At 64.6% G+C, this 21,238-nt stretch carries 11 protein-coding genes and 1 other RNA gene; 2 read left to right on the forward strand and 10 right to left on the reverse strand.

Annotation, left to right across the window (positions count from 1 at the left end; genetic code table 11):
• Positions 1-162: 162 nt before the first annotated feature.
• Positions 163-2,979 (reverse strand): TonB-dependent receptor plug domain-containing protein, encoded by a 2,817-nt coding sequence (locus ACZZ0O_RS18830; RefSeq protein ID WP_463591529.1) that lies wholly within the window; start codon positions 2,977-2,979, stop codon positions 163-165.
• Between the two features lie 535 nt (positions 2,980-3,514).
• Positions 3,515-5,872: a glucosidase family protein gene (locus ACZZ0O_RS18835; protein ID WP_463591530.1), complete on the reverse strand. Its 2,358-nt coding sequence runs from the start codon at positions 5,870-5,872 to the stop codon at positions 3,515-3,517.
• Positions 5,873-6,326: 454 nt separating this feature from the next.
• Between ACZZ0O_RS18835 and ACZZ0O_RS18840 the strand changes: the two genes are divergently transcribed.
• Positions 6,327-6,403: non-coding RNA, sX9 sRNA (locus tag ACZZ0O_RS18840), on the forward strand.
• Between the two features lie 254 nt (positions 6,404-6,657).
• Entirely contained in the window at positions 6,658-7,824 is a 1,167-nt protein-coding gene (locus ACZZ0O_RS18845; protein WP_463591531.1) for a DUF5694 domain-containing protein, read from the forward strand.
• 740 nt (positions 7,825-8,564) lie between these two features.
• Here ACZZ0O_RS18845 and ACZZ0O_RS18850 read toward each other — a convergent pair.
• The 8 genes from ACZZ0O_RS18850 to ACZZ0O_RS18885 form a co-directional block, all read right to left on the reverse strand.
• Positions 8,565-8,861, reverse strand: coding sequence for a flagellar basal body rod protein FlgC (locus ACZZ0O_RS18850; protein ID WP_115513263.1), 297 nt, complete (start codon positions 8,859-8,861; stop codon positions 8,565-8,567).
• A 92-nt stretch (positions 8,862-8,953) separates the two neighbouring features.
• Positions 8,954-10,591, reverse strand: coding sequence for a DUF5597 domain-containing protein (locus ACZZ0O_RS18855; RefSeq protein ID WP_463591532.1), 1,638 nt, complete (start codon positions 10,589-10,591; stop codon positions 8,954-8,956).
• Entirely contained in the window at positions 10,591-12,939 is a 2,349-nt protein-coding gene (locus ACZZ0O_RS18860) for a S9 family peptidase (RefSeq protein ID WP_463591533.1), read from the reverse strand. Before ACZZ0O_RS18860 ends, ACZZ0O_RS18855 begins: the two co-directional genes overlap by 1 nt.
• Entirely contained in the window at positions 12,929-14,515 is a 1,587-nt protein-coding gene (locus tag ACZZ0O_RS18865; RefSeq protein ID WP_115554020.1) for an APC family permease, read from the reverse strand. Before ACZZ0O_RS18865 ends, ACZZ0O_RS18860 begins: the two co-directional genes overlap by 11 nt.
• Positions 14,516-14,579: 64 nt before the next feature.
• Positions 14,580-16,445: a DUF885 domain-containing protein gene (locus ACZZ0O_RS18870; protein ID WP_463591534.1), complete on the reverse strand. Its 1,866-nt coding sequence runs from the start codon at positions 16,443-16,445 to the stop codon at positions 14,580-14,582.
• Positions 16,442-18,259 (reverse strand): DUF885 domain-containing protein, encoded by a 1,818-nt coding sequence (locus ACZZ0O_RS18875; RefSeq protein WP_463591535.1) that lies wholly within the window; start codon positions 18,257-18,259, stop codon positions 16,442-16,444. The genes ACZZ0O_RS18870 and ACZZ0O_RS18875 overlap by 4 nt, the downstream gene beginning before the upstream one ends.
• A 115-nt stretch (positions 18,260-18,374) precedes the next feature.
• Complete coding sequence (locus ACZZ0O_RS18880; protein ID WP_463591536.1) at positions 18,375-19,574, reverse strand: M24 family metallopeptidase; 1,200 nt, start codon at positions 19,572-19,574, stop codon at positions 18,375-18,377.
• Complete coding sequence (locus tag ACZZ0O_RS18885; protein ID WP_463591537.1) at positions 19,571-21,166, reverse strand: aldehyde dehydrogenase family protein; 1,596 nt, start codon at positions 21,164-21,166, stop codon at positions 19,571-19,573. The genes ACZZ0O_RS18880 and ACZZ0O_RS18885 overlap by 4 nt, the downstream gene beginning before the upstream one ends.
• Positions 21,167-21,238 lie beyond the last annotated feature (72 nt).

Raw genomic sequence — 21,238 nt, forward strand, 5'->3', positions numbered from 1 at the left:
CCGGCAGCCGATCAGCATAGGCGCCCGCGACAGAGCACGTTGCGAGAATGCGAAGCGTGGCGCGGCCATACGAACCTCGCGTGATTAGTGCAGACGTGCTGCACGGCGCCCGCCATCGGCGGCGGGAATGCTCCACCGCGATACCGGCGCCGCGTGTCGCGCTCAAAATTCCACACGCAACCGGCTCCAGAAGAAGCGACCCAAGGTGTCGTAGGTGGTCGCGTCGGTATTGGCTGCGTTGGAGTAGCTGTAAAACTGCGGTGGTGTGCGATTGCCCAGATTGTCCACGCCCAAGGCGAGCGTGCTGTGCAAGGACGCCAGCTTGCGGCTCAGTGAAACGTTGTGATAAACCACCGAGCCGATCGGGAAATAGCGGCAGCTGCCATCGGCATTGGTGTCGGCGCAGAAGTTGTCGTACTGGCTGCCGTTGACGGTGCGGCCCAGGTAACGGGTGTTCCAGCTCGCATGCCATGGGCCCTTGTCCCAGGCCAGATTGGCCACCGCGCGCCAGCGCGGCATATTGCCCCAACTGGAATTTTCGCCGACGTAGTTGTGCGTTTCGCCAGCGAAGCGAAAATCGGAAAAGAAGGTCGCATCCAGACCGGCAGAAAAATTACCCCACGCGGTATCGGCCAGCGTGTAGTGGATGCCCGCATCGTAGCCGCGGATATCCACCTTGCCGCTGTTGTAGGCGAACGGTACCGACACGCGCGTAAGCTGCCCGGCTGCGTCGCGCTGGATCAGCGGGCAGAACGCTGCTTCGCTTCCATCGAAGCAATCGTTGACCACTTGCTGCTCGCCAACGCCAGACAGCATGTCGTCGAGCACCACGCGCCAGCTGTCCACGTTGAGCGACAGGCCGCGCACCTGGTCGGGGTCGTACACCACGCCGATGTTGTAGGAGCGGCCACGCTCGGGCTTGAGCTGGAAACCGAGATTGTTGGCGCCGGAGGTCACCACGTTGAACTGAGCGGTATTGGTGAAGCTGCCATCGTTGGGCACATTGGCGCAGGCCGGATTAGGCGCGGCGCCGGCATAGCCGTTGCATGGGTCCTCGAAATCGCCGGTGGTGTCGATTACCGCGTTATAGGGCGAGCCATACAGATCGCCCAGCGCGGGCGCGCGGAATACCTGCGAGCCGGTGGCACGCACCAGCACATTGGCGATCGGCCGCCATTCGAGAGCCACCTTGCTGTTGGTCGTGTTGCCCCAGGCATCGTATTTGGAATAGCGCGAACCCAGATTGAGATTCAGGCTGCTGGCAAACGGCACGTCCTTGAGCAACGGCACCAGCAACTCGGCATAGGCCTCGCGCACCGATTCGTCGCGGCCCTGCCGGAGGATGCAGCCATCGTTGTAATCGCAGTTGCCGTCGGCATCGGCGGCGGCCACCTCGCTGGTGGTGCCCTGTGCGAATTTGTTGGTGCGATAGACCAGACCCACCGCTGCCTGCACCGCACCGGCGGGGAGTTTGAACAGATCGCCGTTGGCGCTGATGTCGACAAAACGCATCTGGCTCTCGTCGATCAGATCCACCGGCCGCTGGGTGCCGCGTAGCGCCGCGATGGTCGCCGGATCGCTGGGGTTGAAGATATTGATCGGCGTACAGCCGGCAATCACCGCACCGGGCGCGCCGCACTTGATCACCCCATCGCTGTCCAGAAACGAGGCGCCGGTGGCGTTGTTCAACGCCGAGGTGATGGAGAAGCCCGTGCGTACCAACGTGTCCTTGTAGCGTGCGTAGCCTGCCGCCGCATCCCATTGCCAACTGGTGCCTTCCACGCGCCCGCGCAGGCCGGCCACGATATTGGTCTGGAACATCGTCGCGGTATAGACGCGCGTATTGGCCTGAGTGGAGCGCAGCAGATAACGGTCCAGCTGATCGCCGAACGGGTTGTAGTAATTGCTGGCCGCATCCTGCATCTCCATGCCGAACGCATCCAGCCGCGAGGTGGTCTTGCTACGCGTCCAGAACACGTCCATATACCCCTGCACGTTCGGGGTGAATTCGAAACTGCCGTGCAGCGATGCGTTGGTGCGCTCTATCGGGGTGATCAGGTATTGCGCGTCGTAAACGTTGTAGCTGTCTGTCGCAGGCTGGTAGGGACGGAAGGCAGTTGCGTCGACCGGTCCGGGCGGCACGCCGTCGGCCGGAGTCAGCCTGCGTCCATCGCTCAGGAATGCGCGCGTGTTGCCACCACGGATCTCGCTGACCTGCCCGTCGAGAAACTCCACCGCCCTGGCGGCATAGCTGCGATCGCGGTTGAACACCGGGTTCATCGAATTGCGGCTGAGCCCAAGGATCACCCCGCCGCGGTCCCAGGTCTTGCCCCACTCCAGGCCCAGCGTGCGGCTATTGGCATCGCCATGCGTGCTCTGCGCGTAATCGACCGTGGCGGCAAAGCCGTCGTACTTGTCCTTGAGGATGATGTTGACCACCCCGCCGATCGCATCGGAGCCATACACCGACGAGGCACCGTCGGTAAGCACTTCCACCCGCTCCACCATCGAGGCCGGAATGGCGTTGACGTCCACGCCCGGTGCCGACGCCACGCTGCTGGCCGGTCCGGCCATGCGGTGGCCGTTGACCAGCACCAGCGTGCGCTCGGGTCCCAGATTGCGCAGCGACACCAGCGCACGGCCATGACTGAAACCGGAGTTGAGCGCAGGGCCCGGCATGAAGCCGGACATGGCCGGGAGTTGTTGCAGCAACTGGCCGAGCGTGCTCTTGCCGCTATCTTCGATGCGCTGCCGGTCGACCACAATGACCGGGCTGGCAGTCTCGGCATCCACGCGGCGCAGATGGGTGCCGGTGACGTTGATCTGATCCAGGGTCTGGGTGACATCGTCGTCGGCGCTGCGCTGCTGTGCGAGCGCCGGCACGGCGACGATGGACAAGCCCAGGACGATCGCCTTGACCAACGGATGACGTCTGGAAACGAGGCACTGCGACAGCTTGGCGGAGCGGCTGGGCGACATCGGAATTCCTTGTGCTTTCATGGGGACAACGGCCAACCTGCGCGCACGGCGAAGCCGCACTGCAACAGCGCAAGATGAGAGATCGATCACGACAAAGACGACACCAGCGAACTGCCGTACGAAACGGCAACTGGCCAGACAGGACGGCGACGTTGCTGCTCTCCCCCTGAGAGCGCGCGACCAAGAATTGCAGGCCACGCAGAAAAAAGCTTGCGACAATGCCGCGCTGGCGTCTTGACGAATTTATCCGGCACTCGTGCGGAAATTCACATGCTTTTGCCATAATTTCGACACAAAGCACGGTGACACATGGCAAGCGGTTATCGCGTACACCTGATACATGCCGGATCGCATGCACGCGCCTGATGGCAACGCGGTCGCGGGATTGCTCGCTTCACGCCCAGCGTGATGGCAAGACCACTGCACACGCCCTCAAAAGTAACCTTGTTGCCGCTAGCGTCGTAGACGGCGATCGGTGCCGATCGCCGCGCTCAGATCGCGCCGCGTGTCGATGACGGCATTGCAGCGACGTGCGTCACACGTACCAGGCCTGTACCTGCACCGCTGCGACGCCGTGCGACACCGCCACCCGATCCGCATGCGGGCCTTGCAGACGCGCCGGTTGTCCATCGACCAGTACGCGTTGCAATCGCGTGCCGGTTGGCGCACGCAGCGTGAGCCAGGTGCGCTTGGGAGCGCGCTCGGGCAGTTGCACCTGTGCATCGATACGGCGTGCAGCGGTGTCGGTCCGCAAGGTCAACGTGACCGTGCCCCAACGTGTCGGCGCCGCAGTAACACCGACCGCCTCGCCGATGGCCAGCCATGCACGCGGCACTGCACGCGCAAGAAACAACTGCTCGCCCGCGCTGTCGTCGCTGACCAGCATCCAGCGCAACAACAACGGGATGGTCATCTGCGCCGGCATGCAGAACAACGGCATGCCGCCGGTGATGCCGCTGACTTCGCCCGCCGTCCAGCTGCCACGCGTGTGCACCTGATAGCGGTGCGCGTAGACGAACAACAGATACTCTTCAATGCGATCCAGCCGCAGCAGCTGTTGCGCATACCCGTAGGAAATAAACCCCAGCAGATCGCGGCTACCCGGCTCCGGTGGCGCGATATTCGCCACCACGCCGATGCTGGTGCCGCCGTGGCCGCGCAGGCAGTCGATCACCAGATGGGCGAGGTCGTCCGGCACCACATCGGCCTGCAGCAACTCGGCGTAGGCACGATGCGGCCACTGCTGCTCGCTGGGTTTTTCCCGCAGCAACGATTGCCGAAAGGTCAACTTGGTGCCCGGCAGCGGGCCGACATACGGCGGCGACAGATCGCGGCGCACATTGGCACGCAGGCTGGCTTCCAGCCGTGTGCGCAACTGCTTCGCGCGGCGCTGCCATTGGCTTGCCTGTGCCGCATCGCCACCGAGCGTGCTCCAGACCTGCGCGATGTCCTCCCAGCCACGAACGGTCAGCGCGCTGTTGGCGTAATACGGCTTCCACCACAGCGATGGATCGGGAAACAGGCACGCATCCGATTCGTTCCAGCCATGCAGCAGGCCGTGCCCGGACGCATTGCGCGGCAATGCCAATGCCTGATCGTGCAACGCGCACAACACCTGCGCGGTGGCCGCAATCTTGGGCAGCAATCGGCGCAAGCGCAGCGCATCGCCGGTATAGCGCAGATAGCGCGCCAGCAACGACAAGGTCAGACCGAACTGCCCCACCTCCGGCCCGCGCATGTTCGGCAGGCCATCGTCCTGCACGAACGCATCGAAATAGTTGTCGAGCACTGCAGCAGCCTGGGCAAAGCGGCCCCATTCCAGATTGGCGTAGAGCGAACTGGTAAAGGTGTCCTGAAAGCCGTCGTACTCGTTACCGTAGTAGTCGCGCTCCACCGCGCCGTACTTCGGGTAGTCGCCCCCCGGGCGCACCACCAGCTCGCGTGCGAACGCGAACTGCGCCATGTCATTCCAGCTGGCATCGGGCAGGTGCGCCTGCACCGTGCCGTCCAATGCCTGTTGCCAGTACGCCGCGAAATCGATCAGCGCCGCATAAAACTGCTCCGCGGTGGCCGGCGTGCGCAGCGTGCCGAATGCGGGATAGCTGTGCGTGTAGTGCACCGCCACGATCTGCCCGCCGCGGACCTGCATGGTGCGGTGCCAGGTTTGCACCACAAAGCGGTCGGGCGCGCGCACATCGGCGAATACCAGCACGTCGTACCACGCATCGGCCTCGCCCTCGCGGCGCATCACCTTGCGCACCGCCGGCATCCAACCACCGAGCATGCCTTCTTCGCGCCGTTTGATCAGCGCCTCCTCGCCAAGTTCGGTGAAGGCATGTTCCGGCCGCGAGGTGCGACTGCGGCCATTGGGCAAGATCGGCATGGTGTCCAGCGCTTCGCGCGTGCCAACAAACGTGGTCCACGGCCAGCGCCCACCGTTGTCCTTGGGGTCCAGCAACGACGCCGGCGGTGGCGCGACATCGCGCACCTGCGCCTCGTCCGGGTCGCCCTCACGCAGCAAGCGATCAGCAAGCAGATCGGCGTCGGCCATGGCGACCTGCGCCAGCGGCATGCCGAAGTACGGCGCCCCTGCCGCCGGGTAGGCAGCTTCGGTGCGTTTGTCCAGGCGCAACATGCCGCCGTCGGTCCACAGCGTGAGCTGGCCCTGCGAGTCGTCGAGCTGCTCGTAGACGGTCCACTGTTGCTGCAGGTGTTCAAAACTGCACAGCTTGCTGCCCACCTGCGCGGCTGAAGGCAATGCCTCCAGGCGCGGCCGTAATGCTGCAGGCGGCGCGGCCGCGCTGGTCGACACCGCGTGACCCGCCAGCGCCGCGCTGGCCCCCACGGCTGCGGTCGCTGCCATGCCTTGCCGCAGAAAGGTTCTCCGGTCCATCGTCGTGCCCTTGGGTGGTCGTAACCGCATCCTGCGCGCATGCACCCGCCACGTCTTGTGGCAGTGGTCCGACGCGGGTGCGGAAATCTGCATACAGACCGATTCACTGGCATGTGCGCGGTGGTGCCTGCCGCAGCCTTGCGGCACGCAGACAATGATGGCGCCGGTCGCAAGATCTGAGGCATGCAGTGGCGCCGGCGGACTGGCTGCGTTGCTTGGCTCCCTGGCATCTTGCATGCCGCATAGCCGATGCGTTCCGGCTGCGTTACATCGCAATCGATCATGTATGCCGACGATGGATAAACCACATCGATCACCGCAAACTGCCGGTGTCGCGGTGCGGTTCTTGCGCAGGCGATGTGCACGAAGCGCTAGCAGTCGACACGCAGCTTAGGGCAGCTAACAAAACGACTGTGCTCACCGCCAGGCGGGCGCGGCCGGTGCTCGGTGCGGCATGTACCACTCCGTACCTTCCGGTTCCTCCGCGCCGTCCACACCCACCTGACGACTGCTCGCGACGTTTTGGTAGCCACTCTCAGCGCATGTCGTCAAGACTTGCCAGACGTGACCATCGAGTTTTGCACGCGGCGTTTGAAGCGACCTGCGGTCGATGCTCCAGCATCGAGCAAGCATGACGCAGTGCATGCCCGCAGGACCCCCTGCCATTTGGCGGCGTGACTTTCCGGCCGGGTTGGATGCCTGCGGTATCGGCCACACTCGCTGCACATCTACTGCCGCAGGGTACGCTTGCGGCAGCGCGGATGCGATTACGTACAAGGACCGTCATGCAGCCACCAGTACCTTGCACCTCGAACGGCGTCGACGCAGTAGCGTCGCGTTCCGTCGCAGCACCCGTCTTGACCGCCCTGCTGCGCCCCCGCCGGCTGTGCCTCGTGTTGCTGACGCTCATCGCACCGGGCATCGCGCAGGCACACGTGGACCTATCGCAACTGGACGCGGACATGGCTGCGCCACGCACCCAGGTGCTGGTGCTTGGCAGCGTGCACTTGTCGCAGTTGCCGGAAGGCAGCGACATCAGTGCAGCACGGCTGCAACCATTGCTGGACCGGTTGGCGGCCTATAAGCCGACCATCATCACGACGGAGGATCTGTCGGGCGAAACCTGCGATCTGATGCGGCGGCATCCTACGGTGTATCTGCCGGAAGACAGTGCGGCCTATTGTCCCAAGGTCGACGACGCAGCACGTGCGACCGGCCTGGATGTGGCGGCCGCCATCGGCAAGGTGCGTGCAACGCTCAAGAGCTGGCCCAGCGCGCCGACGCCGGCGCAGCGCCGGCAGCTGGCTGCAGTGTTTCTGGCATCGGGCGATCCGTCGTCTGCCTTGGTGCAGTGGCTGCAGCTTGCGCAGGCAGAGCAACGCGCTGGCGATGGGTTGGATACAGCGCTCGTCGCGCGGCTGCGCGCTGCGGAACAGCGCCAGGACGAGAGTAGCCTGATCTCCGTGCCGCTGGCAGTACGGCTGGGCCTGCAGCGCGTCTACCCGGTCGACGATCACACCGGCGACAACGTGCAGGTGGACGACCCGGCTGCCTACGGTACTGCCGTCCAGGGGGCCTGGGAAAAAGCCGCGCCGCGCGCCAGCACCATGCTCGCGCAGAAAAAACAGCTGGCGCAGCAAGGCAAGCTGTTGGAGCTATACCGCGCGATCAACCTGCCGGCCAACCAGCAGTTGTCGATCGATGTGGACTTCCGCGCGGCGTTGAGCGAGAACTCACCGCAACATTACGGCTATCGCTACGTCTCCGGTTGGGAAATTCGCAACCTGCGCATGGTGTCCAATGTGCGCGCCAGTTTTGCCGACCAACCCGGCGCACGCGTGCTGGCGGTGGTGGGCGCCACGCACAAGCCCTGGTTCGATAATTTCCTGGGACAGCTACAGGGCGTGGAGATCGTCGATGCAGCGCAGGTGTTGGGCAATGAGGGCAAGTGAGTAAAACGACTTCAGTATGACGCTCAAAGTCAGGAGCCTAGTCAGTCGAGGGCGCGGTGTCCTCACCGCTCGCGGGACACGCCGCAAGTACCTCCATGTAAGCTCGGTGGCGGCATCCATGCCGCCACACGGTCCCGCAATCGGTGAGAACACCGCACCAGAGAGTGAATCGGTTGCTTTCTTGCAAGCAGAGTTAACAGGTTGCTTTCTTACAAACGTGGCCGTTGATCTGCTTGCGTTGGAAGGATGACAAAATGCACCGTTATCCGAACGCAGGCGTCATGCCTTGCTTGCACCATGCACACCGACACTCTTGATTGGTCCTTGCCCGCCCACCGTCGCGGGACCTTACGCGGCATGGATGCCGCGTAAGCGCCTACATGGACGTACTTGCGGCGTGTCCTGCGATGGTGGGCGGGCAAGCGCCCTGCAGCGAAGTGGCCGTTGATCTGCTTGCGTTGGAAGGATGACAAAACGCGCCGTTATCCGAACGCAGGCGTCATGCCTTGCTTGCACCATGCACACCGACACTCTTGATTGGTCCTTGCCAGCCGACCGTCGCGGGACCTTACGCGACATGGATGCCGCGTAAGCGCCTACAGGGACGTACTTGCGGCGTGTCCCGCGATGGTGGGTGGGCAAGGGCCCTGCAGCGAAGTGGCAGACAAGTCTCGCCAAGCACGGCATCAAACGGGCAGCCGTGCATTAAATCGACAACGGCCGTCGTCCACTCCGAGCTCTCAGCTCAATACGTCCAACAAGCTACCCAACATCTCGTCGGAGCGACGTAGCGCAGCGGCGTTGGCTTGGAAGTCGTTGCGTGCCGATAGCCCGTCGACCAGATCAGTGACCGGAGCCGACGGATCGGACGACGCATCGACCACGCTGGCCGACACTCCACCATTGGCTTGCGTGCTGGCCGCGACAGCCTGACGCGGGCTGCCCTCTACCGGCTGGCGGGCCACATTGCTGGCGGCCACCTGCTGACGCAGCGCGGCGACCTGCATTCCGGAACTGGCGATGCTGCTGATGCTCATGGTGGCTCCGGTGTGGCGGTAAGTGGATGCAAACAAGGCCCAACGTGTTGCAGACAGCATGCGAAGGGCGGCAACGACACGATCAGCAAGGCTCAGTAAGAACCGACGCGCACCCGCAGCACGACCGGTTCCTGGCTGGCTGGACCCCCGCGACCGAAGTTGAGCCCGTAGTCGGTCTGGTCGCCGTTGAGCTGCTTTTCCACCTGCCAGCGCCCGTCGACATACCGCCCCTGCTCTACCCGCAACAGTTGTCCATGACGGTTATCGGCCGCCTCGCGGAAAAATTCAATGCGCGCGGCCATGCCGGTGACCAAGAACTCTTCCGGCCCCAGCTGCGCCACCAGCAGCCGCCCGCCGTGGTCGTCGTTGCCCGGCAGGATCGCCGGCGCATCGCCCCACAACGGCGCGCCGAACGACACCTTGGCCTGCCAATCGCCAAAGCGCAGGGTGCGTTGCGGCATGCCGGGCTGCTCGGCAATGCCTTGCAGCCGTCCATCGAAGGCGGCCTGCGCCAGCATGCGTTGCAGCGGCGCCAACAACTTGAAATTGGCCGCATGCGCAGCGACGGCAGCGCGATTGGCGTCGCTATCCGGGTTGCCGTCCATGCCGAACACCGAAAACCCGATCCCGCCCTGCCCCAGCACATGAAACAGGTACGGCGCCGTCGCCGCTTCGAAGCCGGTCTCCGACACCCAGGCCGGATTATCCGGCCGCGCGTACTGGCCGATGACCTTGGTGTATTCGTTGTAATCGCTGGTGTAGATGTCGGTACCGATGAAGTCGATCGACGGCGTGGCCGCGCGCCACAGTGCGAACACATTCATCGTGGCACCGCCGGACGGGTAATCCATGCCCGGGTAGCGCTTGCCCTTGTAGCGCAGCCAGGTGTTGACGTAGAGCGGCAGCGGATACGCACGCTTGCCGGCCGCGGCCACCTGTTCGATGTACGCGGCGGTGGCATGCGCATTGAAGGCTTCCGCTGCATCGGCACCAAACAGTTGCTGCCAGCTGCCCTGTGGCTTGCCCAACGCCTGTGCGATTGCTGCAGGCACCGGCTGCGCAAACGCCGCCTCGCCGGCCGGGCCGTGGTCGCGCACCGTGCCGATGGCACCGGGTTCGTTTTCCACCTGCACCAGAATCACCGTATGGCGGTCGCCATCGACCTTGCGCAGATGCTGCATCAACGCAGTGAACGCACGCGCATCGGCCTGCACATTGGCATCCACGTGCGGCGACAGTACATCCACCGGCTCGCCATTGGCATCGCGCATGCGCGGATACGTTGTCTCGTCGCGCTTGATCCACTCCGGCACGTAATGCATCTGGCCGTTCTTCCAGCTGCCGAACCACAGCAGTGCCACGCGCAGGCCGCGCTTGCGTGCGCCGGCGATCAACGCATCCACATTGGTGGTATCGAAATGGCCCGGCGCAGGCTCGAACTGCTCCCAATACACCGGTGCTTCCACGGTGTTGGCATGCAGCGCGACCACGTCATCCAGTGCCTGCGGCAACACCGCCGGCCATGCGCTGGAGTTATGCAATTGCGCGGCCAACATCGTATACGGCGCACCATCGACAAAGACCGCATGACGGCCGTTCTGGCTGACAAAACGTGGCATTTCTTCAGCGCACGCTGCCGGTGTCATCGCACCTGCCAGCAACGACAGCACACACAGGCAGACAACCGCGCGGCCACGCCGGCGCATGGCGGATAGACGGGCAAACAGCATCAGCGAGCCTCCGGGGTGGATGAATTCCAGTGCGGCGTGGGCTGCCCGAGCAGGTGGCGCACGAAGAAGTCGTACTGGCGACGTTGCACATAGTCGATCGGCCCGCTGGAGCGGCCCACCGAATGCTCGCCGCCCGGCACGTTGAGCAGGTCGAAGTCCTTGCCGGCCTTGATCAAGGCATCCACCACCTGAGCGGTGGAGGCAGGATCTACATTGCTGTCCTGCTCGCCGACGATCAGCAGCAGGTCGCCCTGCAACTTGGCCGCATTGGCCACGCCCGAGGCAGCGGCATAGCTGGCATCCACCGGCCACCCCATCCACTGCTCGTTCCAGCTGATCTTGTCCATGCGGTTGTCGTAGCAACCGGCGAACGCCACGCCCACCTTGTAGAAGTCCGGGTGGCGTTCGAGCGCGCCCAAGGTGCTCTGCCCACCGGCAGAAGCGCCGTAAATACCGACGCGACTGATGTCGTAAGAAGGATCTTTGGCCGCCAGTGCACGATGCCAGGCGATGCGATCTGGGAATCCGGAATCGCCCAGATTCTTCCACGCCACATCATGAAAGGCCTTGGAGCGGTTGGCGGTGCCCATGCCGTCGATCATCACCACGATGAAGCCCAGATCCGCTTGCGCCTGCATGCCGATCTGCTTGTCGCCGCCGGAGTGATAGCCGAACGGCCAGAACGTCTTGGGCACGAAGGAGTCGTGCGGACCGGCGTAGATGTTTTCGATCACCGGGTATTTTTTGTGCGGGTCGTAATCGCGCGGCCGCACCACCATGCCCCAGATGTCGATACGACCGTCGCGGCCCTTGGCGACGAAAGTTTCCGGCGCACGCCAGCCTGCGGCAAGCAACTTGTCGATGTTGCCGTGTTCCACTTGCTGCAACAGCCGGCCATCGATGGCATGTAGCTCCATCACCGGCGGCAGATCCGGGCGCGAGTAGACATCGACGTAGTGCCGGCCATCGTCTGCAATCGCCACGTCGTGATCGGCATCGGCGGTGGTCAATCGCGTCAAGTTGCGCCCGTCGAAATCCACACTGTAGAGCTGACGGTCATACGGGTCCTTGCCGGCATCCATACCGCTGGCAGTGAACCAGATGCGGCGCTGCGTATCGTCGACCTTCAGCACATCGCGCACCACCCAGGGCCCCTGGGTGACCTGCTCGATGATGGTGCTGTTGTGGCCGTCGTACAGATACAGATGTCGCCAACCGTCGCGCTCGGAGATCCACAGAATCTGGTCGCCATGCGCATCCACCTCATGGCGAAAGCTGCGGTCGGCATAGACGAACGTGCGTGCGTCCTCGCCCACTGCCACATGCGCCTGCCCTGTGGCGGCATCGATCGCAATCACGCGCATACGCTGAAACCCGCGTTGCACGTACTCAAAGCTCACACTGCGCCCATCCGCCCGCCACTGCAGCGGCGACAACGAATACGGTGTGGGGAACAACGCGTTGTCCACCACGCGCCGTGTGCCATCCACCGCCAGCAGCACCGGCCGTTCCACATCCACCGCATCGCCCGGCTTGGGATACAGCTGGGTGTGCACCACCGGCTCAAGACGTCCGACCGGCGCGGCTTCCACACGGGTGACCCGGCGCGCAGTACCCGGCCGCACCCGATACACCGCCAGCTGCTGCGAATCGGGCGACCAGGCAATGCTTTCCGGATCGAAGTAATCCTCGGCGCGGCCATCGTCGGTACGCTGCACGAGGTGACCATCGGCCACCCGACGCACGACCAGATTCCAGCCATCGGCCAGCGCCTCCCACTGCCCGTCGGGCGAGCGGCGCGGCGTGGTATCGGCCGCTACGTCCGGGTCGCGCACCACGCCAAAGCCGCGTGGCCGCTGCTGCAACTGCGGCTGCCGGCTGGGGGCGTCGGGCGCGCACTGATACGTGGTCAAGGTGCAGCGCCACGCAGTGTCCTCAATGGCGAACACGATCGCGCCGTCTGCACGCGTGCCTTCCTGCGAGTACACAAACTGCTCGAACGGCAGCGCCAACGCTGCGTAGGCGTTGCCAGTGGCGGCCTGCAGCGCCTGCGCAACGCGCGCCTGGTCGAAGGCCGGCTGCTTTTGCAAGGTGGCAACGTCCACGCGGATGAAAGCGAACCCGCCAGGCACGGTCTTACGGTAATAGAACGTGCCGTCGTCCTGCCATTGCGCTGGCCAGGCGACGTTCTCGGTCAACGTGCTCCAGCGCGCGCGCTGGCCGAGCGAGCGTTGGTAATCGGCCACACTGGGCGCCGCCTGCGCAGTGGCCGCAAGCAACAGCATGCAGGCGGCGATGACGCGCGAGGTCCGCGTTATCCATGCATGACGCCAGGCGTCATTCGCCATCGTCTTCTTCCAATGCCAGTTCGTCACTGCGCAAGCCGCTGCGTGCGCCCCAGTGATAGATGAAGAACGCAATCACCGCCACGCTCAGCGTATCGAACGGATGCGCGATCCAGCCGTGGCCGCCAAACGTGCCGGCCCACGACACCGCCATCACCAGCACGAAAAACACGATCAACCACAGCGACGCACGCACCTGACGCAGCAAGCGCGCCCTGCCCTCGCGCGATGGCAACCGGTACAGCACGTACAGGACAAAGGCGAGCACTTGCAGGCCAAGCAGCCACGACAAGGTGGGCCAGGTGGACCAGTACACGATCAACGCCGCCACCATGAACGACACCGGCCCCAACACCGTCAAACCGCGCACATAGAACGGCCGCGGCAAGTCCGGCGCACTGCGCCGCAAGGCGGCCACCGTCACCGGCGCCACCGCATAGCTCAGCACCAAGGCCGCCGACACCACGCCGATCAGCGTCTCCCATGACGGGAACGGCAGCGTCCAGAAGATCGACAGGCCCAGGCTCAACCACAACGCCGGACGCGGAATCCCCGACGCCGGGTCGACCCGCGTCAGCACCGGCAGAAATCCACCGCTGCGTGCCCAGCCATACACCACGCGCGGCGTGGCATTCATGTAGATATTGCCGGTGCCGCTGGGCGAGACCATTGCATCGCAGATCACCAGCGCCGCCAGCCATGCCATGCCCAAGGCCAGCGCGATGTCGTGATACGGCAGCGAAAATGCCTTGTCGATGCCGCTCCAGCCCTGCGCCAGTTGTGCCGCCGGAATACTGCCCAGAAAGGCAAGTTGCAGCAGCACGTAGATCACCGTGGACAGCGCCACCGACAGGATCAAGGCAATGGGAATATTGCGCTGCGGGTCGCGCACTTCGCTGGCCACCGACACGATGGGGGTGAGCCCCAGATACGCAAAGATGATGCCGCCGGCGGAGATCGCCGCTTCCACCCCGGCCATGCCCGACGGGGCGAATCCATGCACGCTCAGGTTGTCTGCGTTGAAGTGCTTCATCAGCAGCACGATCACCAGGATCGGCACCAGAAACTTGAAGATGCTGACGATGTTGTTGGCCAGCGCAAAGGTCTTGACGCTGAAGTAGTTGAGCACGAAGAACAGCAGCAGCAAGGCCAGCTGCACCAACCAACCCCACACGCTGGGATGGCTGCTGCCTGGCTGACTCAGCCACGGAAACCACGCTGCCGCATATTGCCGCGCGGCCTCCACCTCGATCGCAATCAGGCTGGAAAATGCGATCAAGGTGATGAAGCCGGTCAACGAGCCCAGCAAGGCACCGTGCGAGTACTCCGGGTAACGCACCACCCCGCCGGCGCGCGGTAGTGCAGCACCGAGTTCGCAATACACCAGCCCCAGCAGCAACACCGCAATGCCGCCGAGAATCCACGACAGGATGCCGGCCGGCCCGGCGATCGAAGACACATGGCTTGCGGAAAACAACCACCCCGAGCCGAAGATGGAACCCAGGCCGATAAAGGTCAGGTCGGTCAGGCTCAGTCGCTTGTGGAACTTGCCTTGCGTGGTCGCACCGTGTGTTGTCATACGTCGCCCCAAAGAGTGGAAAGCGCAGTTACTGCGGCAATGCCGCACGCGTGGTGGTCATGCATTAATTATCGGCTGCCGCCGAAGCATCGCTTGCCGATGCCTCGGCTGCGCTGTCGTCCGGATACGGCGACACGCCACCGTCGGCAATGAAACGCGCGACGCGCGCTTCCAGTACCGGTAGCGGCACCGAGCCGGTCTGCAACACCGCATCGTGGAAATGGCGCAGGTCGAACTTTTCGCCCAGTGCGGCTTCTGCCTTGCGGCGCAGCTCCAGGATCTTCAGCTCGCCCAGGTAATACGACAGCGCCTGCCCGGGCCAGGCGATGTAGCGATCCACCTCGGTGGTGACTTCGTGCTCGCTCAGCGCGGTGTTGTCGCGCAGGTAGGCCTGCGCCTGTTGCCGCGTCCAGCCCTTGTGGTGGATCCCGGTGTCGATCACCAGCCGGCAGGCGCGCCACATCTGGTAGGTGAGATAGCCGAAGCGATCATAGGGCGTGTCGTACATGCCCATTTCCTGGCCCAGATACTCCGAATACAGTGCCCAGCCTTCGCCATACGCCGAGATATAGCTATAGCGGCGAAACGCCGGCAGCCCCTGCGCTTCTGCGGCCAGCGGCATCTGCAAGGCATGGCCGGGCGAGGACTCATGCAGCGTCAGTGCGGTCAGGTTGTACAACGGCCGCGATGGCAGGTTGTAGGTATTGACCAGATAGATGCCGGGGCCGCCGCGGCCACCGGTGTAGAACGGTGCCAGTTCCGGCGGTACCGGTTCGATCGCGAAGCGGCGGCGCGGCAGCCGGCCGACGTAATCGCCCACCTTGGCATCCACGCGCTTGGCGATCCATGCCGCCTGCTTGAGCAGTTCTTCCGGCGTCTTGGCATAAAACTGCGGGTCGGTGCGCAGAAAGTGCAGAAACGCCGGGAACACCGCCTGCCCGGCCGGTGGCTTGAAGCCGCTCTCGGCAATGGTGGCGTCCATCTGCTTGCGGAGCTTGGCGACTTCCTGCAAACCGATCTGATGGATCTGGTCCGGGGTCAGCACCAGCGTGGTGAACTCGCGAATCTGCGCGCGGTAGTAGGCCTGGCCATCCGGCAAGGCTTCCCCGGCCAGCGTCGTGCGCGCACGCGGCTGGTACTCGGTGCGGATGAAATCCAGCAACGTTGCATATGCGGGCACCACCTGCGCGTTGATGGTTGCCACTGCCTGCGCACGCAGCTGTGCTTGCACGTCTGCCGACAGCGTGGCCGGCATGGTTTTGAACGGTGCGTAGAACGGATTGGTCTCGCTCCTGGCCTGCACCACATCGGCGATGGACTGGTCGCGCCCGGTTAAGGTGACCTTCGGTTGACTGAAGCCCCGCGCAAGGCCGGCGCGCATATTGTCGGTGTGCTCGGCGAAATAGCGCGGGATATCGGCCAGCATCTTCAGATAGCGCTGATAGTCATCGCGCGTGCGCAGCGTGGCCTGCGCGCTGAAACCCAGGTCGCTCCAGAACGCCGAGTCGCTGTTGAACGGCATTTCCCAGGCGCGAAACCGTTGCTGGTCCAGCAGCACCTGCAGCTGCTGCCGATACACCTGGTAGCTCACCTGATCTTCAGCCGACAACTGCGCCGCCGGAATCGCATCCAGTTCCTTCACTGCCTGTTGCCAGTACGCAGTGCGCAGGGTTTGCGTGGCCGCATCGACCTTGGGCAGATGGTCGGACTGCTTGTCTTGCGTGGCCTGGTTGTCTTCATCCACCGCGCCGGACAGCTGCGCCTGGCGCCAGCGCCATTCGCGCGTGTACAGCGCTTTGAAGCGCGCTGCTGCGCTGTCTTGCGTGGTTGATGCGGGTGCTGCGGCCTGCGCCTGCAATGCGGTGCCACCCACACTGGCTGCAATCAAGATACTCAATGCGCTGGCGCGCCACACGGTGCTGGTCGTCATCGGCGTGCCTCCGGCGCTGCCTTGGCCTGCGCAATCCACTGCCGCACGCGTTGCTGCAACATCGCCAACGGCATTGCGCCACCACCGAGCACCGCATCGTGGAAGGCGCGCACATCGAAGCGGTCGCCGAGTGTTTTCTCCGCTTCGGCACGCAGCGCCAGGATCTGCAGCTGCCCGAGTTTGTAGCCCAGCGCCTGCCCCGGCCACACGATGTAGCGGTCGGTTTCGGACTGGATGCTGGGCTCGTCGTCGGACGGATGGGCGTGGAAAAAATCCACCATCTGCTGGCGATTCCAACGCTTGTAATGCACTCCGGTATCCAGCACCAGGCGATTGGCGCGCAGCAACTCGCCGGACAGGCGTCCGTAGTCGTTGTACGGGTCCTTAAAGAAACCGATCTCCTTGCCCAGGCGCTCGGCATACAGCGCCCAGCCTTCGATATAGGCGTTGTAGCCGGCCTGCTGGCGGAACGGCGGCAATGGCAGCGTCTGCGCAAGCGAAATCTGCAGGTGATGGCCGGGCACGCCTTCGTGATAGGCGGTGGTTTCGATGTTGATCAACGTGCGGCTGGCGAAGTCGCTGGTGTTGACCTTCACGATGGCCGGCTTGGTGCCTTCCGGATTGCTTTGCCAATATTCGGCGCCCGGCGCGGCGCGGCGGAAGGCTGGCATCGCCTGCACCTCCAGCGCGGTCTTGGGCAGGTGCCCAAACAACTTGGGCAGCTCCGGCTCCATCGCGGCGATGTACTGGCGGTACTGCTGCAGGATCTGCTCGCCGGAAGTGGCGAAGTGGCGCTTGTCGGTCTCCACTGCCTTGCGGAAGCTGGCCAGATCGGCAAAGCCCTGCGCCTTGGCGATCACCGCCATGTCGCCTTCGATGCGCGCCACTTCCTTCAAGCCGATCTGATGGATCTCCTCCGGGGCCATGTCGGTGGTGGTCTGGGTATGGATGGCGTAGCGATAACGGCGCTCGCCATCGGGCAGCGACCAGATGCCTTCGGAGCTGCGGCCCTGTGCGGCGTATTCGTCGCGCACGAATGCCGCCAGCTTGCCGTAGGCCGGACGCACCTGTTGATCAATCGCCGCAAGTAGTTGCGTGCGCAGCGCAGCACGCTGATCGGCCGGCACCGCAGCATCGAGCTTTTTCAGCGGCGACGCGAACGGGCTCTGCTCGCCGGTCAGTGCCGCGATCTTGTCGATCTGCTCGGGCAGGCGTTCCAACAGATATTTCGGCTGCACCAGGCCCTCTTTGGCGCCCTGCCGCGATACCGCAATGACCTGATCGATCACGGTCGGGATCGCCTGCAGCCGGGTGATGTAATCCTGGTAATCCTTGGCGTTTTCGAACGAAAACGCATCGCCATAGCCGGCCAGCGCCAGTTGGATGCCGCCGATCGGCTCCAGCGGCATCGCATAGGTCTTCAGGTCGATGCCTTCGAGCTTGTCGCGCAACTGGCCGAGCATCATCTGCAGGCTGAGCTGACGTTGCTCATCCAGCGCCTTGGCATCCACCGCTTCGAATTGCGTGAGCAGCGCGGCGGTGGCGCTGCGGTCGGCCTGTACGGCCTCCAGCGAGTAGTCGCTCCAGCGGTCGTTATAGCGTTTGTCGCCGATGATGCTGGCGAACTCGGGGCTGTGCTGCAGCTGGTATTGCCACTGCGTGTCCAGCAGCGCATCGAAGGCCTTGGCTGCCTGTTCGCCAGGTACGGCTGCCGCAGTGGCGGCCGGACGATCCGGCGTGGAAGGCGCCGGTTTGCAGGCGGTAAAGAACGCGGCTGCAAGCAGGCCGATGGCGACAGGACGCAGGTGCTTCATGCAGTAACTCCAAGATGCAGGGACGGCGGTAGGAGCGCACCCGGGCGCGACTGGCTCTCTCGGGAATGCCAATCGCGCCCGGGTGCGCTCCTACGGTTCGTTTGCCTGTGCGGGCTCAGGCAAACGGTTGATCGATGGCGATCGAGGGCGGCGTAAACCACTGCGCGCCGGCATCGGTGACGTAGAAATGGTCTTCCAGCCGCACGCCGAATTGGCCCGGCACCACAATCATCGGTTCGTTGCTGGCGCACATGCCCGGCTGCAGCGGCAGCGCATTGCCGCGCACCAGATACGGCGCCTCGTGAATGGCCAGACCGCAGCCATGGCCGGTGCGATGCGGCAACCCCGGCAGCCGGTAATCCGGTCCCAGCCCGGCCGCTTCCAGCACGGTGCGCGCAGCCTGATCCACCACCTCGCAGGCAACGCCCGGGCGGATCGCCGCAAATGCCGCCGCCTGCGCGGCCTGCTCCAGATCCCAGATGCGCCGTTGCGCATCGCCGGGCGTGCCGTAACTCCAGGTGCGGGTGATATCGGAGTGGTAGCCCTGCACGGTGCAACCGGTATCGATCAGCGCCAGTTCGCCTTCGCGCAAGTGCTGCACGCCGGGAATGCCATGCGGAAACGCCGTGGCATGCCCGAACTGCACGATGCAAAAGGTCGAGCCGTTGTCCGCACCCAGCGCGCGATGCGCCTCGTCGATGAAGCGCACCAGCTGATCGGTACCGATGCCCTCGTGCGCGATGCCGGCGGCCAGCCGCTGCACCAGCAGCGTCATGTCGCAGGCCTGCTGCATCAGCGCCAGCTCGGCGGGCGACTTGCACATGCGGCAGCCGTCGATGATGGCGCCGGCATCGCGGATGGCCGTGCCCAAATGCGCGCGCAAGCCGGTGTGCACGGCGAAGGCGATGCCCGGATCCAACGCCAGTGCGTGCGCATGGCGGTCGTCCATCGCCTGCACCGCCAGCGCGTACGGGTCTTCGTGTTCTTCCCACAGATATTTGGCGACCGGAACCTGCAGCACCGCGTCCAGCGAGCCCTCCTCGAACGCCGGACAGAGCAGCACCGGGTCTCCGTCCAGGGTCAGCAACGCGGCGACCAGCCGTTCGCTGGCGCCCCACGGCACGCCGGTGAAATAGCGCAAGGACGTGCCGGCACCAATCAACAAGGCGTCCACACCATGTGCGCGCATCAGCCCGCGTGCGCGTTCGATGCGCTGCGCGTACTCGTATGCGGCGATCGGCGCGGCACGCTTCGCCCAGGGCGCCAGTTGTGCGCGCGCCTGTTCCAGCGACAGACCGCCGATCTGCGTGCTCATGTGCCCGCTCCCAGATCGGCGGTGCTCCACTGCCCATCGACCAGACGCGCGACACCGCCCGGATTGTGCTGGCGCAGTTCCGGCGGCAGCAAGGCATCAGGCACGGCGTCGTAACTGTGCAAGGCGGCAAAGCGGCGAATCGCGCCTGGCATGCCCACCGCGGTGAAGCCCGGATGTCCGGTACTCGGGAACGGGCCGCCATGGTTTTGCGCGGCGCTGACCGCCACGCCGGTCGGCATCTTGCTGTTGATCAAGCGCCCTACCCGCGCACGCAGCACCGGTGCGATGGCTTGCCATGCCGCATCGTCGCTGCCATCGACAGCGCGGTACAGCGTGCCGGTCAGGTTGCCTTCGAATGCGGCGGCCAGTTGCGTCATCTGCGCACTGTCCTGCGCACGCACCAGCAGACTCACCGGGCCGAATGCCTCGGTCTGCAGCGCATGCGGGTTGGCGAGAAATGCCGATGCCTCCACGCTCAACAAGGTCGGCGCATAGCGATAGCCGTCCTCACCGGTATGACCGCCCGCCAGCACCGCGGCGCCGGCAGCGCGCAAGCTCGCCACCCCACGTTGCACGCCATCCACCCCTGCGGCAGAGAACAGCACCATCGGCATGGCCGCGTCGAAATGCGCCTTGGTGGCGGCAACGAATGCATCGCCCACCGCGCCGTGCGGCACCACCACCACACCGGGATTGGTGCAGAACTGGCCGCTGCCCAAGGTGCACGAGGCAAAAAACTCTTGCGCCAGCGCATCGCCGCGCTCGGCCAGCGCGCCCGGCAACAGAAACACCGGGTTGACGCTGGACAGCTCGGCATAGAACGGCACGCCGGCCGCATCGGCCGCGGCCTTCAACGCCAGCCCGCCCGCGCGGCTACCGGTAAACCCGATCGCGCCCAGGCGCGTATCGCCGGCCAAGCGCACACCGACGGTGTTGTCGAAGTGATACAGCAACTGCACCGCCGCCGCCGGCAGACCAGCACCTACCAGTGCCTGATGCGCGAGTTGCGCCATGCGCTGGCTGGTGGCCGGATGCAGCGGGTGCGCCTTGGCGATCACCGGGTTGCGCGCAGCAATGGCAGAGGCGAAATCGCTGCCGGCAATCGCATTGAACGCGAACGGGAAATTGTTGGGGCCAAACACCAGCACCGGCTTGCCCAGGGGCGCCAGATGCGAGCGCAGATCGGCGGCGCTATCGATGATGGGGTTGGTCCAGCTGTAGCTGCGCACAGCGTTTGCGGCCTGGCGCAACTGGCCGCTGGTGCGCGGCAGCTCATTGCCACGTAAACGCGTGGGCGCCGGCAAGGCGGTTTCTGCATGTGCGAGTGCGACAAGGGTGTCGGCGTCGGCATCCAGCGCAGCGGCGTATGCGTCCAGAAATGCGGCAATCCGCTCGGCCGGCGCGGCGGCCAGCTCGACGGCGACCGCTTGCGCGGCGCTCAGCGCGGTTTCGATATCGTCTGCACTGCTGACCGGAAACAGTGGCCCGATCGCCTCGCCCGTGGCGGGGTTGGCGGCGCGGAAACTGCCCGTCGCCGCGTGACTGGGCTGCCATTGGCCGGCCAGCAGGATGGGTTGGATCGTCTCGTTCATTGCGGCACCTTCAATTGCATGGAATCGACCTGTGCGCAGCGTGCGGCAGCGGCCGACCAAGGGGCCGATGCG

It is taken from the genome of Xanthomonas sp. AC360 (assembly GCF_979258225.1).

Excerpts from the sequence above, each read along its gene's own strand:
- ACZZ0O_RS18830 (WP_463591529.1), bottom strand. The coding sequence starts at position 2,979 with ATGTCGCCCAGCCGCTCCGCCAAGCTGTCGCAGTGCCTCGTTTCCAGA.
- ACZZ0O_RS18835 (WP_463591530.1), bottom strand. The coding sequence starts at position 5,872 with ATGGACCGGAGAACCTTTCTGCGGCAAGGCATGGCAGCGACCGCAGCC.
- ACZZ0O_RS18845 (WP_463591531.1), top strand. The coding sequence starts at position 6,658 with ATGCAGCCACCAGTACCTTGCACCTCGAACGGCGTCGACGCAGTAGCG.
- ACZZ0O_RS18850 (WP_115513263.1), bottom strand. The coding sequence starts at position 8,861 with ATGAGCATCAGCAGCATCGCCAGTTCCGGAATGCAGGTCGCCGCGCTG.
- ACZZ0O_RS18855 (WP_463591532.1), bottom strand. The coding sequence starts at position 10,591 with ATGCTGTTTGCCCGTCTATCCGCCATGCGCCGGCGTGGCCGCGCGGTT.
- ACZZ0O_RS18860 (WP_463591533.1), bottom strand. The coding sequence starts at position 12,939 with ATGGCGAATGACGCCTGGCGTCATGCATGGATAACGCGGACCTCGCGC.
- ACZZ0O_RS18865 (WP_115554020.1), bottom strand. The coding sequence starts at position 14,515 with ATGACAACACACGGTGCGACCACGCAAGGCAAGTTCCACAAGCGACTG.
- ACZZ0O_RS18870 (WP_463591534.1), bottom strand. The coding sequence starts at position 16,445 with ATGACGACCAGCACCGTGTGGCGCGCCAGCGCATTGAGTATCTTGATT.
- ACZZ0O_RS18875 (WP_463591535.1), bottom strand. The coding sequence starts at position 18,259 with ATGAAGCACCTGCGTCCTGTCGCCATCGGCCTGCTTGCAGCCGCGTTC.
- ACZZ0O_RS18880 (WP_463591536.1), bottom strand. The coding sequence starts at position 19,574 with ATGAGCACGCAGATCGGCGGTCTGTCGCTGGAACAGGCGCGCGCACAA.
- ACZZ0O_RS18885 (WP_463591537.1), bottom strand. The coding sequence starts at position 21,166 with ATGAACGAGACGATCCAACCCATCCTGCTGGCCGGCCAATGGCAGCCC.